The sequence below is a fragment of the Rickettsia endosymbiont of Oedothorax gibbosus genome, from assembly GCF_936269705.1.
Lineage (GTDB): Bacteria > Pseudomonadota > Alphaproteobacteria > Rickettsiales > Rickettsiaceae > Tisiphia.
This window is the reverse complement of the sequence record NZ_OW370493.1, coordinates 2348851-2362958: the sequence shown is the minus strand read 5'-3', so window position 1 is coordinate 2362958 and position 14108 is coordinate 2348851. Positions and strand designations below refer to the sequence as shown.

Sequence of the window (14108 nt, the reverse complement as noted above, 5' to 3'; positions counted from 1 at the left end):
CAACTTCAACCTACCAGCTTCAGCTGGTTAGTTATTGAGTTTTAGTAATGGTAATTGGTAAAATATCGGTGCCAATATTCTGGAAGACTTTGTCGCATGGTGGCGGGTGTTCTGCAGAATTTATGAAGGAATTTTTACAGAAATTTATTAATAATTTTGGCGTTGAAAGAATAAAATATTTGCTTGCTGATAGAGAATTTATGAATAAAGAATGGTTAGACTTTCTGATAAATAACCATCTAAAGTTTGTTATTCCATTAAAAATGGATCATAAAATTCGTCTTACAAAAGGTTTAAGAACTTTAACCATTGAAAGAATATTTAGTGATGTTAAAGCCTTAGAGTATAGGGCTTGTAGTGGTATATTATGGAATAGAAAGGTTAATTTTACCGCATATAGAAATGATAAGAGCGAGCTGATGGTTCTGGTGTCTTCAATTGAAATAGAGCAAGATATTTTTGCTTTATATAAATTTCGTTGGAGTGTTGAACGACTATTTTTGCACCTAAAAAGCGGTGGTTTTGATATTGAAAAAAGTCACATTGTAAAATTGGATAGATTTGAAAAATTATTAGTGATAACTGCTATTGCTTCAGCTTTAATAGTCAAAAATGGAATAATACAAAATGCCTTAAATCCCATCCGAATAAAACGGTACAAAACCATTGAAAGACAATTGTTTTCATTATTTACCTATGGCTTTGATCATATCAAAAATGCTTTTTATCAATCTACAACAGCCATAACGCAGCTAATATCCACATTATTAATACCTCCCAAACAAAAACTTTTTTCTATCCTAATACCATCTTTACAAAAATTGTAGGGTACTATGGACAACGTCCCCAACTTCTCATCAATTGACTATAACTGTTTTAGTCAAATTCCTAATACCCCATGTATTAACCCAGATTATATACCTATTGGCATTAGAATGCCTGAAGATGATGAATATTTTTATGTAAGAAAAAATGAAACTAGTCCGGTGAGCCGTTATAAGAAAACCTTAACCTGAATATTGCATGAAAGAATAGAGACAAAACCCTTGTAATACTATATAATATCAGTGTTAAAAGAAGATTACATAGAGGGTTTTGCCATGACAAATTGTACAGGATTAATTTACCAATCGAAAGTAAAAAATCGTCAAATAGAAATAAATTTCACAGGAGGTAATATTAGTAGCGATGGAGGTGTATTATTGCTAAGAGAAGCAGATAAAAGACTTGGTCTAACTAATGAACTGGCTAAGATTTTTCCTGATAAGCGAGATTCTGATAAAATTACTCATACTATTTTAACAATGCTCAAACAGCGTATTTATGGTATTGCTCTTGGTTATGAAGATTTAAATGATCACGATAATTTAAGAAAATGTCCAGCTTTGCAAACAAGTATAGACACACTGGACGATATGGCTAGTAGCTCTACTTTATGCCGTTTAGAAAATAAAGCAGATCGTGGATTTGCTCTTAAAGCTCATAAGGTGATGATTGACAAGTTTGTCGAATCTCATAAAACCGTGCCGAAACAATTAATACTTGATTTTGATGCCACTGATGATGAAATTTATGGCAATCAAGAGGGGAAGTTTTATCATGGATATTATCGTCATAATTGCTTTCTACCTTTATATGTTTTTTGTGGAAAAAAGCTGTTAGTAAGCAATCTTCGCAGCTCAAAGCTAGAACAAGCAAAGCATAGCTGGGCAATATTATCTCTATTAGTCAAGCGTTTTCGTCAATCGTGGCCTGAAGTAGAGATTATTTTTCGTGGTGATGGTGGATTTTGTCGTCATCAGATGCTGGATTGGTGTGATGAAAATAATGTAAAATATATAGTCGGAATAGCCCAAAATACTAGACTCAACAAGCTGCTTGAGCCATTGATGCAACAATCTAACGAAGCCTTCACAATTAGCAAAGAGAAGCAACGCTTTTTTAGTGAATTTAAATATAAAGCTGATAGCTGGAGTCGTCATCGTAAGATAGTTGGTAAATCAGAAGTAACTAGCCTTGGTGAGAATCCAAGATATATAGTAACTAATTTAGCAGGTAAGCCAGAAGATTTATATGATAAAATTTACTGTGCACGTGGAGATATGGAAAATCGTATAAAAGAGCAACAGTTAGAGCTATTTGCCGATCGCACTTCATGCCATAAATGGTGGGATAATCAACTCAGACTAATTTTGTCAAGCCTTGCCTATACATTAGTAGAATATATACGTGATAAGTTTTTACAAGGTACTGAATTAGCTAAAGCCTTGGTAGGAACGGTGCGTTTAAAATTGTTCAAAATTGGAGCAGTAATTATTAGAAATACTAGGAGCATTAAATTCTTGTTGTCTTCATCTTATCCTTACCAACATATATGGGATAGTGTTATGAAAAAATTAGCTATAGAATAAGCTAATATGGTACTGTCCCCGGTACAATAAAAAATGGGGGTAAGGGGGGATTCTATCTTAAATCAGGAAGAATTGCATATCTAGACATAATTTAAGTGAAAATTAACATATCCATTACCACTTATAAGCGATATTGCCATTTTATTTTTATAAATACCACCTTCATGCAATATCCAGGTTAAGGCAAAAAATGGAATCGAAAATTAAATGCATATACCATTAGACCTCTTGCATAACCTAAAGATAATTGAGGAATTTTTAGGAAAAACAAAGTCAAGTACCGCAGCGGACGACGATGTACGTGAGGAACGGAGACGAGTTTTGACAACAAAATTACCAATTAGATTAGGTTATACGTTAATTCGGGATAAGGATTAGTAAAAATAGCAGACATATATACACTACGAAGAGCAATTAATGTATGAATTCACAGAAATGCAATTTATACATATCCAAAATCTTGTATTAGTTATAGCTAAAGCATTTTTACTAATCCTTATCCCGAATTAACGTGTTATGCAAGAGGTCTAATGACATTGGTTATTTTTTTACAACTTTTAAGCTACCACAATGACTTCTAAAACCGCTTCCTTTTCTAACTAAGTATATATAAAATACCTAAATAAAAATAATAAAAATATTTTTCATAAAACACTTAGTGCATATCATAATTAGTATATACTAAAATTATCTAAGGATAATAGTATAGTCAATTCAGAAGGATTGGGTTCTAGGAGTGACGACGTTACCAACTTCTCTGACTATAGCTACCAAAAAAATAACCTATTGTAACCTTATTTAAAAAAGATGATTGATATAAACCAGCAACAAATACTAAATAAAATTTCCAGTATTACCTTTAGTGACAATACGAAATTAATCGATATTATATCTAATATTGTAATTAAGGATAAAAATATTGGATTTGCAATTGATATTTTTGGCAAGGAGCCTAAGGAAGTCGATGAAATAAAAATTAAAGCCATCAATAAATTAAATGAAATAGCTAATATTGGCAAAATCACTATAGTTTTAACTAGTAGCAAAAAATTGGCTAAAAAATCAACTAATCCAAAAATTAGGCATTTCATTGATGGAGTAAAAAAGATAATATTGGTGGCATCTGGTAAAGGGGGAGTTGGCAAGTCTACTATAACCGCATTAATAGCCGAGCAGTTAAATCTGGAAGGATACAAGGTAGGAATAGTGGATGCTGATATTTATGGGCCATCAATTCCGCAAATATTTGGTATTAGTGATGTGCCAGAAATAGTGTATAATAAAATGACCCCTTTAAAATCGCGGGGCATTAAAATTATTTCTATTGGATTTCTTATTCAGAATAATTCTGCCATTGTGTGGCGTGGTCCAATGGCTAGCAAAACCATTTACCAGCTATTATCTCTCACTCATTGGCAGGAGTTAGATTATTTAATTATTGACATGCCACCCGGTACTGGTGATATTCACTTAAGTATTTTAGAGAATTATCACTTAGATGGAGTAATAATAGTAACTACTCCGCAAAAGATGGCAGCAATAGAAGTAGTTAGGTCGATTGATTTATACAAAAAATTTAATTTACCAATTTTAGGTATTATAGAAAATATGAGCTATTTAGTTGAAGCAAGTTCAGGAAAGAAAATCCAGATATTTAGTGGCAATAGTGGAGAAAATTTTGCCAAAGAATATAATATACCCTTAATCTGTAAGATTCCTATTGAACCAAAATTATCCTATAATTGTGACAATAGTATTAGTCTTACCGATATAATTAAACTACCAATAAAACAATTTGTTTAATAAGTAGGATTATATGTCAAACATAATCAAAATAGAAGAAGTGCCAGTTATAAAAAGACCTGATTGGATAAAGGTTAAAGCACCAAATTCGTATCAATATCATGAGACAAGAAAGATAATTGAAAATTTAAAATTAAACACAGTCTGTCAAGAAGCAGCCTGCCCTAATATCGGAGAATGTTGGGCAAAAAAACACGCGACAGTTATGATACTGGGCTCTGTTTGCACTCGTGCCTGCCGTTTTTGTAATGTTCAAACCGGTCGCCCTGATTTACTCGATCCGCATGAACCACAAAGATTAGCTCAAGCTGTGATGAAATTAGGACTTGAACATGTGGTAATTACTTCAGTTGATCGAGATGATTTAGATGATGGTGGAGCTGAACATTTTGCCAATTGTATCAAAGAAATAAGACTAGCTTCGCCTAGTACCACAATTGAAGTTTTAACACCCGATTTCCTTAAGAAAGAAGGAGCCGCTGATATAATAGCATCAGCAAAACCTGATGTTTATAATCATAACGTAGAAACAGTACCTTCTTTATATAAAACTATTAGACCAGGAGCTAGGTACTACAATTCACTAAGTCTTTTGCATAATGTAAAAAAATTAGACCCTGAAATTTTCACTAAATCAGGTATGATGGTTGGTCTTGGAGAATCGAACGATGAAATTATGCAAGTAATGGACGATTTAAGAGAAGCTAAAGTTGATTTTTTAACTATCGGGCAATATTTACAACCAACCAAAAATCATGTTATAGTTGACAGATATGTTTCTCCAGAAGAATTTAAATATTTTGAAAGAGTTGCTAAAGTTAAAGGATTCTCAATGGTTTCTGCCAGTCCATTAACTCGTTCTTCTTATCATGCTGGTGAGGATTTTCAAAAATTAAAGGATAATGTCAAATCCCAAAATTATAATAATTTAGGAGACTGCCTGTGATAACGAATTAATTCTATATTTGACTCTTTTTGGCTGCGAATAAACATGATTCTTTTGAAATAGCTATACTATTCCTGCAAAAATCATATCTATTCTCGCCAAAAAATAGCTCAAAATATAATTAATTAGTTATCACAGGCAGTCTCCTAGCTGTAAACATTATAGAAAATGAAAAAAATATCTAAAAAGCATAATACAAAATTATCAGTGATAATATCATTTTTACTCGGTATTGCTACCGGAGTAGGCTATAATGAAATAAATGATACAACTTCTTGGCATAGTTTTCATACTGAAACTGATAATTTGAATGTCTGCTTTACCCCTCCATCCGGTTGTGGCTCATTAATAGCAGAAGAAATATCTAAGGCTAAGGATAGTATCTATATTCAAGCATTTGGCTTAACTTCGCAAAAGATAGTTGATCAATTAATTAAGGCGAAACAAAACGGTGTTGAAATAAGGATATTATTGGATCGTAGTAACTTACATGATAGATATTCTAAAATGCATGAATTAAAACGAGCTGGTATTGATGTATCAATAGATAAAGTACCAGGTATAGCTCACAACAAAATTATGATTATTGATAAAAGTAAGGTGATTACCGGTAGTTTCAATTTTACTAACGCAGCTGATAATAGAAATGTTGAAAACGTTTTGTTAATAGAAAATAGTGATATTGCAGAGACTTATTTGCAAAGTTGGCTTAGTCGTCGAGCAAAGAATTAATAGGCTCTGTCCAAAAAACTGTGTAAATTTCCAAATTTTTTCTACCAGAGGGTATATTGTTATGGTGAGAAGTGGATGTCAATGGCGTCTTTTATAGTCAATTCAGGGGAATTGGGTAGCAGGAGCGATGGAGCGACGCCTATAAGTAATAGGCGAGCATGAGTCAATCATTTAATTTGTGTGTGCGTCAAGATAAGGTGCATTAATCTTACGGGTGAAAGTCCTGTTATGGAAGGAGTAGCTAGCTCCACCATATAGCGAGTCTTGTGCTGCTGAAGGTAACGACAGTAGTAAAGCGTAGACAGCGAAACATCCGAGCCGAAACCAAATGGTGAACGTGATAGCCCTGAAATGATATTGGTAGTGGAAGTCGATGTGCTACACAACGCAGTAGACAAGAGAAAACTAGAGGTCAAACTAGCGAAAATCCGAAAGTTTTCAACCATCGGGGTCTCAGGCGTCAGCGAGTTTGTAGAGATTAATGACACAACTTGAGAAGTCCTTATAACTCTTACTGAGTTAAGTAAGTATTCAAAGTACAAGTGCCGAAACATAAGGCTTTGGAGATGGTGTTAAGGATGGCTGAGTCAGTTGTAGTAGTGATGAAGCTTCGTAATGGGAGTGGAGCGAAGGGCTGACAGAAAGGTAAGAACGTAAGAGGGAAACAATGACCGTACACAGCATAGACGGAAATACATGGTCAACGAAACTTGAGCGTATAAAGTTGCTATCATCACAAAATCAAGACATAAAGTTTAATAATCTTGGACATATTATTGATTTAAAGATGTTAGAAGAACAATATAAGGAACTTGATAGCAAGAAAGCTGTAGGAATAGATGGTATAACCAAAGCGGTTTATGGTAAGAAGTTGGAAGCAAATTTGCTCTCGCTCCTTACTAAAATTCGCAAGGGGCAATATCAAGCTAAACCTGCACGAATTACATTGATTCCAAAAGAAGATGGAGGCAAAAGACCTTTGGTAATATCATGCTTTGAAGACAAGATAATCGAGTCGGCAGTAAGCAAGATATTAAACTCAGTGTTCGAGCCAATATTCTTAAAATGTTCTTACGGGTTTCGACCTAAATTAAACGCCCATGATGCACTTAAGGAGTTGAATAGACTTACGTATAACTTCAATAAAGGAGCTGTAGTTGAAATTGATATAACTAAGTGCTTCAATTCAATCAAACATTCTGAGTTGATGGGATTCCTAAGAAAGAGAATATCTGACAAAAGATTCCTAAGACTAGTTATGAAACTGATGGAAACACCAATTATAGAAAACGGCATTACAGTTACTAACAAGGAAGGATGCCGCCAAGGGTCTAAAACATCACCAATTTTGGCAAATGTCTTCCTACATTATGTTATTGACTGTTGGTTTGCTAAAATCAGCAAGGAAAACATAAGAGGGCAAACTGGAATGGTGAGGTATTGTGACGATATGGTGTTCGTCTTTGAGAATGAAGAAGACGCGAGGAAGTTTTATGAGGTTTTGCCCAAAAGATTAAACAAGTATGGCTTGAACATCAATGAAGCTAAATCGCAGATGATTCAGTCCGGTAGATACCATGCTGAGGACTTAGCTAAGCAAGGTAAGAAGATCAAGAGTTATAATTTTCTTGGCTTTACTTGCTATTGGGGTAAATCAAGGTTTGGTAACATATGGAGATTAAAATATACCACAAGGAAAGATCGATTTACCGAGAAGCTTAAAGGGCTAAGAGAATATCTACGAAGTCACCTTAATGAGAGGGGCAAAGAACAGATATTATTGCAAGTCATTAGAGCTACAAAGGGGTGGATCAATTATCATGGTATATCAGATAATCAAAGACGAGTAAGTTCATTTATTCACCAAACTAGGCGAGCAATATATGGGTGGTTTAATAGAATGGGTGGGAAGCGTAAGATGAATTGGCAAAGATTAGCTGAAATACTCAAAAGGGTCGACTTTCCAAATAAGTGGAAGACCATTTCAATGTTCTAAAACCAACAAAAAAAAATAGGGTACAAGCCTATCTTACCTTTCGGGAGCCGGATGCGGTAGCTCTGCATGTCCGGTTCTGAGGAGGGGCTTAACCAAGCAATTGGTTAGGTCTACTCACAAAGTTCATTTTTTATTTTCCAATAAATCATATTTAAAATCTCCACAAAGTATTTCAAATTGATTTAAAGCTAAAGACCAATCTTTAATAGGCATGGTCCATTTTTTGGCTGCATTTTGTAAGGATAAAAATATTATTTTTTGAATTGACTTATCATCTGGAAACACCCCCTTATTTTTGATAATTTTTCTAATTTGACGATTTACAGATTCTATAGTGTTAGTAGTATAAATTACCTTTCTGTTCTCTTCAGGAAAGGCAAAAAACGGTATTATCCCAGACCAATTACGTTGCCAAATATCAGAAATTACCGGATTATAATGGTTCCAATATTTTGGACAGAAAAATAAGAAAAATGAGATAGAATTCTTTAGCAAACAAGGAGAGCTAGAGATGAAAAAACAAGTAAGGCAATATAGTGCTGAGGAGAAAGCCAAAATTGTCATAGAAGCAATTAAGGGAGAGCTAACAATAGCCCAGATAACCAGTAAGTATGGTGTTCATGCAACACAGATAAGTAACTGGAAAAAACAAGGTCTTGAGTTGTTAGTACAAGGTTTTAAGAATAAAACACAGAGTGCTGATCCAAATCAGCAGGGGTTAATCAAGAATCTATATGAGCAAATTGGTCAGTTAAGCGTTGAGTGTGACTGGCTCAAAAAAAAATCTGCATTGTTTGGAATTAAAGGTTAGGTGTAATACCAATTGCAATAATTAACACGGTGTGTTTATCCAGTCTCTATACATAATTGATTTTACTAAATCTACATTATGAGCAAATTGATTCCAAGCGTAACAAGCCATAGTGACGATATCTTCATATACACCATAACATTGGTTAGACAAGAAATGATTTTTGATCCATTCCCAAACTTGTTCCATTGCATTAAGTTCCGGTGCATAGGGCGGAAGCGGTATCAAAGTGATATTGCTTGGCACAGTTAGTTTTTTGGCTGTGTGCCAACCTGCATTATCCGTTAGTAAAGCTATATGTCGGTTGCCTTGAATACTGCGAGAAAGCTCTTCTAAGAATTTATTCATTGCCTGTGTGTTTGCATATGGTAAAATTAATGCAAAAGCTTCTCCTGTATCATGGCAAGCAGCTCCATAAATATATGTTGAAATGAATTGCTGTTGCCGAACTTTACGGGGTCTAGTGCCACGCTTAGCCCATATACGAGTTAAGCTACCTTGTTGCCCAACTCGAGTTTCATCCTGAGACCATATATCAACTTTACATCTATCGATATTTTTTGGTAATAATTTTGTTAACATGTCTGGGAAGTTTTTTATATGTATTTTGAGTCTCTTGATTTGACTTTGGATGCATTGAACGAGAAGTAATCCAGCTAAAACCAAGGCGGTGCATAGTATTGTAGACTGTTTTTAAAGCGCATTTAGCACCATATTCCTCAAGTAACATGATATGTAGCTCCTTTCCAGTTATATACCCACCAGTTTTACTTTCACTGAGCGTATTGATTTTATCAAAAAGAGCAGACTCTTGTATAGTGTTAATCTTCCTAGGGGCGCCGCTTCTTTGTGATTCAAATAATCCTTCAAAACCATGATTCCTAAATCTTCTGAGCCATGATTGCACAGTTTTCCAGTGTGACTTCACTATTTCAGATATGGCTTTTAAAGATTTGCCTAATTGAAGGTGATACATCGCCAATAAACGTATACGATTTCGACCATGCGGCTCATGTTTCATCATTTTTATAAAATCATGACCATGAAAACCTTGTGGTAATATTAACCTAGCCATTTGAGTACCTTTATCAGTTAAAAACCCATTTTACACCACTGCGTTAATTATTGCAATTGGTATAATATGATAGAGCCTAATCATAATAAGTTAACAATTGTACAACAGTGTAAGTTATTGGATATTAGCAGGTCAACCTATTACTATCAACCTACTGGTATTAGTGAACAAGATATCAAGATTATGGCAATAATTGATGAGACCTATACTATGCATCCATATTATGGTATGCGGCGGATGGCTAAATATTTACAAGCCCAAGGTTTTTCGGTAGGTCGTAAAGCTGTTAGACGTTACTACAAGATAATGGGTCTTGAAGCTGTTTATCCTAAAATAAATTTAAGCAAGAGGAATCAAGCGCATAAAATATATCCTTATTTACTAAAAGGATTAGAAATAGTATTGCCAAACCAGGTTTGGAGTGCAGATATAACGTATATAAGACTGAGCCAAGGGTTCGTATATTTAGTAGCTATTATTGACTGGTATAGTCGTTATATTCTAAGTTGGCGAATCTCCATTAGTTTGGAAAGTGAATTTTGTGTAACAGCCCTTGAAGACGCTATAGAAAAATATGGTATGCCAAAAATATTTAATACTGATCAAGGAGTACAATTTACCTCGGAGAATTTTATTAGTATGCTAAAGCTACATAATATCTTGATTAGTATGGATGGTAAGGGACGAGCCTTAGATAATATTTTTATTGAACGTTTTTGGCGATCATTAAAACAGGAAAAAATTTATCGGATTATTTTAACAACAGTAAAGGAGGCAAAGACAGCAATTAACGAATATATGGACTTTTATAATAGACAAAGGATGCATCAAGCTTTGGATTATAAAACTCCAGAATGTGTATATTTTGAAAAAAATATTGTATAAAAACAACAATTTAATTTTTGTGAATTATATCTCTATTTATCTAAATTTTTGTCTAGACAAAGGGGACCACCTTATTTATCAATTACCAATTTTTATTTAGTTGACATAGTTTTTTCTTTTTTCCAACTAAACTAATTTGCAGCATACTCGCTACCATTGGTGACTACTGCATAAGCAATCCTTGCTAACTTATTTGCTAAACCAACACATATAATATTATATGATTTATTTTCAGCAAATTTCTTCACTGCCCACTGCACTAGTTTATCTTTCGATTCCTTACCACTTTTTGCTCTTATTGCTATTGTCCTTGCGGCTTGAATCAACATAGTTCTGGCATATCTATCTCCCTGTTTGGTAATCCCTCCTAAAACTATCTTATCTCCTGAGCTATGTTGCTTTGGTACCAAACCAAGCGAAGCAGCAAAATCCCTTGGTGTTGGATAACTTTCCATTGGGGCTACACTCAAACAACTAGCATTGATTGCTCCAATACCAAAAATTGTAAGGTGGTCTCCTTTGTCTAGACAAAAATTTAGATAAATAGAGATATAATTCACAAAAATTAAATTGTTGTTTTTATACAATATTTTTTTCAAAATATACACATTCTGGAGTTTTATAATCCAAAGCTTGATGCATCCTTTGTCTATTATAAAAGTCCATATATTCGTTAATTGCTGTCTTTGCCTCCTTTACTGTTGTTAAAATAATCCGATAAATTTTTTCCTGTTTTAATGATCGCCAAAAACGTTCAATAAAAATATTATCTAAGGCTCGTCCCTTACCATCCATACTAATCAAGATATTATGTAGCTTTAGCATACTAATAAAATTCTCCGAGGTAAATTGTACTCCTTGATCAGTATTAAATATTTTTGGCATACCATATTTTTCTATAGCGTCTTCAAGGGCTGTTACACAAAATTCACTTTCCAAACTAATGGAGATTCGCCAACTTAGAATATAACGACTATACCAGTCAATAATAGCTACTAAATATACGAACCCTTGGCTCAGTCTTATATACGTTATATCTGCACTCCAAACCTGGTTTGGCAATACTATTTCTAATCCTTTTAGTAAATAAGGATATATTTTATGCACTTGATTCCTCTTGCTTAAATTTATTTTAGGATAAACAGCTTCAAGACCCATTATCTTGTAGTAACGTCTAACAGCTTTATGACCTACCGAAAAACCTTGGGCTTGTAAATATTTAGCCATCCGCCGCATACCATAATATGGATGCATAGTATAGGTCTCATCAATTATTGCCATAATCTTGATATCTTGTTCACTAATACCAGTAGGTTGATAGTAATAGGTTGACCTGCTAATATCCAATAACTTACACTGTTGTACAATTGTTAACTTATTATGATTAGGCTCTATCATATTACACCTAACCTTTAATTCCAAACAATGCAGATTTTTTTTTGAGCCAGTCACACTCAACGCTTAACTGACCAATTTGCTCATATAGATTCTTGATTAACCCCTGCTGATTTGGATCAGCACTCTGTGTTTTATTCTTAAAACCTTGTACTAACAACTCAAGACCTTGTTTTTTCCAGTTACTTATCTGTGTTGCATGAACACCATACTTACTGGTTATCTGGGCTATTGTTAGCTCTCCCTTAATTGCTTCTATGACAATTTTGGCTTTCTCCTCAGCACTATATTGCCTTACTTGTTTTTTCATCTCTAGCTCTCCTTGTTTGCTAAAGAATTCTATCTCATTTTTCTTATTTTTCTGTCCAAAATATTGGAACCATTATACTCAATCAATTTCTTTCTTTCATTAGTAGAAGAGTTGCCTTTTTTATCAAGTAACAACCATGCTATAGGAATTGAAATATTACCATATACAATGGTTGCAACAAAAAAATTCAAATTTTTAATACCAAATTGCTAGCTGGTTCTATCTATGGCAAGGCTAATTTTACCTGTTAGACAGAGCAATTTAACAATAATTTTTCCTAAACTTATAAAGCACATATTTTGTTCTAAAAGCAAACGCTCAACTTTAACAATCTTGGCATGCAAATTGCCTTTAGAAGCGACATACAGTGCTAATTCTTTGATTCTCACAGTTTTAGCTTTTACTACTGCACAAATTAATTCTGCAAATGTTTTAATTCGTGCTGGGTACCAATCTAAAAATATGTATAATATTTGGTATAGTGATTGAGAGTCCATTAATACCTCCTGTTGCTTATTCTCAGCGGAGATTAGTGACTCTCAGTCACTTATTCAATTTATTATTTTAACCCTCCTGTAAAATCTGTGGGATACTTATATCTTTAAATTATGATATAAGTAATGGTAAGAGGGTGATTTGAGGGGTACTTGATTGAGATAATCGAGCATAGAATAAGTACCCTCTTACAAAGTTTGCTTTGAACAAATTGCAGAAGGTGTTGGAAGTAGCAGCCTTGCACAATAAGACGAAGGAGATTATATCATGAGTAAAATAATAGGTCTAGATGTAAGTAAACAATGGCTTGATATATGTGTATATAATACAAGCGATAAACCTAAATATCATCGTTTTGCCAATGATGCAGCTGGTCATGAAGAGGTGATTAAATTAGCAAAAGAGCAAGAGATTAAGCTAATAATATGTGAACCCACTGGAGGATACGAAGCTGAGATTTGTCAAAAGCTGTATAATAATAAGCAACAAATACATAAGGTCAATACATATAGTTTTAATTCTTTTAGTAAATCGGTAAATTTGTGTAAAACTGATAGGAAGGATGCATTTAAATTAGCATATTATGGTGATAAGATGCAGCTTTCAGCGAATTATATATATCAAGTTGAATCAGAGAATTTGAAGAGATATAAGCAAAGACGAGAAGATTTAGTATTAATGCTTAGCAATGAAAAGAAAAGACTACATCATAGTATTGATGGTATTGATAAAGATAGTATAGAAAAACACATTAAATTCTTACAAAATGAAATAGCTGAGCTTGATAAGAAGTTAAACAAAACAATAGATGAGTCAGAAGAGTTAAAAGAGAAGGTAAAAATATTAGAGACTGTACCTGGTATTGGTAAATGTTTGGCTACAAAACTAATTAGTTTTGTACCTGAATTAGGGGATAAAAATTATAGTAGTAATGAATTGTCAGCAATTGTGGGGATAGCTCCGTACGCCCGTGATAGTGGTAATAAGCAAGGACGAAGATTTATTAGGGGAGGCAGAAAAATACCACGGGATGCTTTATACATGGCGGTATTAACTGGCAAAAATGGTTTTCAATATTTAAAAACTTTATACAATAGGCTTGTTAATAATTTTAAACCTAAGAAAGTTGCGATAGTTGCTTGTATGCGTAAGCTACTTGAAGTTTGCCATAAACTTATTCAACAAAAACGTTGTTTTATTATTTAGATAAATATTTGAGCCTTTCTAATTAAGTGTGTAAATTTTTCAT

Annotated in this window: 14 protein-coding genes and 1 pseudogene; 9 read left to right on the top strand and 6 right to left on the bottom strand. The window is 33.7% G+C overall.

The genetic code is table 11. The features are described from left to right. Positions 1-47: 47 nt before the first annotated feature. The 6 genes from NBW66_RS12985 (at position 48) to NBW66_RS12960 (ending at position 7888) form a co-directional block, all read left to right on the top strand. Entirely contained in the window at positions 48-827 is a 780-nt protein-coding gene (locus NBW66_RS12985; protein WP_250311232.1) for a transposase, read from the top strand. Between the two features lie 273 nt (positions 828-1100). Continuing rightward, positions 1101-2411 (top strand): IS1380 family transposase, encoded by a 1311-nt coding sequence (locus NBW66_RS12980; RefSeq protein ID WP_250312205.1) that lies wholly within the window; start codon positions 1101-1103, stop codon positions 2409-2411. Between the two features lie 807 nt (positions 2412-3218). Continuing rightward, positions 3219-4214 carry an Mrp/NBP35 family ATP-binding protein gene (locus NBW66_RS12975; protein ID WP_250311231.1) on the top strand — a complete coding sequence of 332 codons (996 nt, stop codon included), beginning with the start codon at positions 3219-3221 and terminating at the stop codon, positions 4212-4214. A 13-nt stretch (positions 4215-4227) separates the two neighbouring features. Beyond that, positions 4228-5160: a lipoyl synthase gene (gene lipA / locus NBW66_RS12970; RefSeq protein ID WP_250311230.1), complete on the top strand. Its 933-nt coding sequence runs from the start codon at positions 4228-4230 to the stop codon at positions 5158-5160. A 168-nt stretch (positions 5161-5328) separates the two neighbouring features. Next, the gene (locus NBW66_RS12965) at positions 5329-5892 is read left to right on the top strand and encodes a phospholipase D family nuclease (protein ID WP_250311229.1); all 564 of its coding nucleotides are present in this window, start codon (positions 5329-5331) and stop codon (positions 5890-5892) included. A 667-nt stretch (positions 5893-6559) separates the two neighbouring features. Next, positions 6560-7888 carry a reverse transcriptase domain-containing protein gene (locus NBW66_RS12960; RefSeq protein ID WP_250310618.1) on the top strand — a complete coding sequence of 443 codons (1329 nt, stop codon included), beginning with the start codon at positions 6560-6562 and terminating at the stop codon, positions 7886-7888. 123 nt (positions 7889-8011) lie between these two features. On the opposite strand, the gene NBW66_RS12955 is transcribed toward NBW66_RS12960, so the two are convergent. After that, positions 8012-8383: a transposase gene (locus NBW66_RS12955; protein ID WP_410525802.1), complete on the bottom strand. Its 372-nt coding sequence runs from the start codon at positions 8381-8383 to the stop codon at positions 8012-8014. 16 nt (positions 8384-8399) lie between these two features. Between NBW66_RS12955 and NBW66_RS12950 the strand changes: the two genes are divergently transcribed. Beyond that, a complete protein-coding gene (locus NBW66_RS12950) occupies positions 8400-8699 on the top strand; it encodes a transposase (RefSeq protein ID WP_094649795.1) in 300 nt (99 codons plus the stop codon). 21 nt (positions 8700-8720) lie between these two features. On the opposite strand, the gene NBW66_RS12945 is transcribed toward NBW66_RS12950, so the two are convergent. Further along, complete coding sequence (locus NBW66_RS12945) at positions 8721-9281, bottom strand: IS630 family transposase (protein ID WP_250310543.1); 561 nt, start codon at positions 9279-9281, stop codon at positions 8721-8723. Then, the gene (locus NBW66_RS12940) at positions 9247-9774 is read right to left on the bottom strand and encodes a helix-turn-helix domain-containing protein (protein WP_250311228.1); all 528 of its coding nucleotides are present in this window, start codon (positions 9772-9774) and stop codon (positions 9247-9249) included. Before NBW66_RS12940 ends, NBW66_RS12945 begins: the two co-directional genes overlap by 35 nt. A 66-nt stretch (positions 9775-9840) precedes the next feature. Between NBW66_RS12940 and NBW66_RS12935 the strand changes: the two genes are divergently transcribed. Further along, a complete protein-coding gene (locus NBW66_RS12935) occupies positions 9841-10659 on the top strand; it encodes an IS3 family transposase (RefSeq protein WP_250310664.1) in 819 nt (272 codons plus the stop codon). Positions 10660-10790: 131 nt separating this feature from the next. Here the strand turns inward: NBW66_RS12935 and NBW66_RS12930 are convergent, their stop codons facing one another. The 3 genes and pseudogenes from NBW66_RS12930 to NBW66_RS12915 all read right to left on the bottom strand — a co-directional run bounded on the left by NBW66_RS12930 (position 10791) and on the right by NBW66_RS12915 (position 12861). Then, positions 10791-11219, bottom strand: a complete 429-nt coding sequence (locus NBW66_RS12930) for a transposase (protein ID WP_250311227.1) — start codon at positions 11217-11219, stop codon at positions 10791-10793. Between the two features lie 19 nt (positions 11220-11238). After that, positions 11239-12364 (bottom strand): annotated as a pseudogene (locus NBW66_RS12925) (IS3 family transposase). A gap of 209 nt (positions 12365-12573) precedes the next feature. Further along, positions 12574-12861 carry a hypothetical protein gene (locus NBW66_RS12915; protein ID WP_250311226.1) on the bottom strand — a complete coding sequence of 96 codons (288 nt, stop codon included), beginning with the start codon at positions 12859-12861 and terminating at the stop codon, positions 12574-12576. Between the two features lie 265 nt (positions 12862-13126). Between NBW66_RS12915 and NBW66_RS12910 the strand changes: the two genes are divergently transcribed. Then, the gene (locus tag NBW66_RS12910) at positions 13127-14065 is read left to right on the top strand and encodes an IS110 family RNA-guided transposase (protein WP_250310767.1); all 939 of its coding nucleotides are present in this window, start codon (positions 13127-13129) and stop codon (positions 14063-14065) included. Positions 14066-14108 lie beyond the last annotated feature (43 nt).

Coding starts and splice junctions, on each gene's coding strand:
- NBW66_RS12985 (WP_250311232.1), top strand. CDS start 48: ATGGTAATTGGTAAAATATCGGTGCCAATATTCTGGAAGACTTTGTCG.
- NBW66_RS12980 (WP_250312205.1), top strand. CDS start 1,101: ATGACAAATTGTACAGGATTAATTTACCAATCGAAAGTAAAAAATCGT.
- NBW66_RS12975 (WP_250311231.1), top strand. CDS start 3,219: ATGATTGATATAAACCAGCAACAAATACTAAATAAAATTTCCAGTATT.
- lipA (WP_250311230.1), top strand. CDS start 4,228: ATGTCAAACATAATCAAAATAGAAGAAGTGCCAGTTATAAAAAGACCT.
- NBW66_RS12965 (WP_250311229.1), top strand. CDS start 5,329: ATGAAAAAAATATCTAAAAAGCATAATACAAAATTATCAGTGATAATA.
- NBW66_RS12960 (WP_250310618.1), top strand. CDS start 6,560: ATGACCGTACACAGCATAGACGGAAATACATGGTCAACGAAACTTGAG.
- NBW66_RS12950 (WP_094649795.1), top strand. CDS start 8,400: ATGAAAAAACAAGTAAGGCAATATAGTGCTGAGGAGAAAGCCAAAATT.
- NBW66_RS12945 (WP_250310543.1), bottom strand. CDS start 9,281: ATGTTAACAAAATTATTACCAAAAAATATCGATAGATGTAAAGTTGAT.
- NBW66_RS12940 (WP_250311228.1), bottom strand. CDS start 9,774: ATGGCTAGGTTAATATTACCACAAGGTTTTCATGGTCATGATTTTATA.
- NBW66_RS12935 (WP_250310664.1), top strand. CDS start 9,841: ATGATAGAGCCTAATCATAATAAGTTAACAATTGTACAACAGTGTAAG.
- NBW66_RS12915 (WP_250311226.1), bottom strand. CDS start 12,861: ATGGACTCTCAATCACTATACCAAATATTATACATATTTTTAGATTGG.
- NBW66_RS12910 (WP_250310767.1), top strand. CDS start 13,127: ATGAGTAAAATAATAGGTCTAGATGTAAGTAAACAATGGCTTGATATA.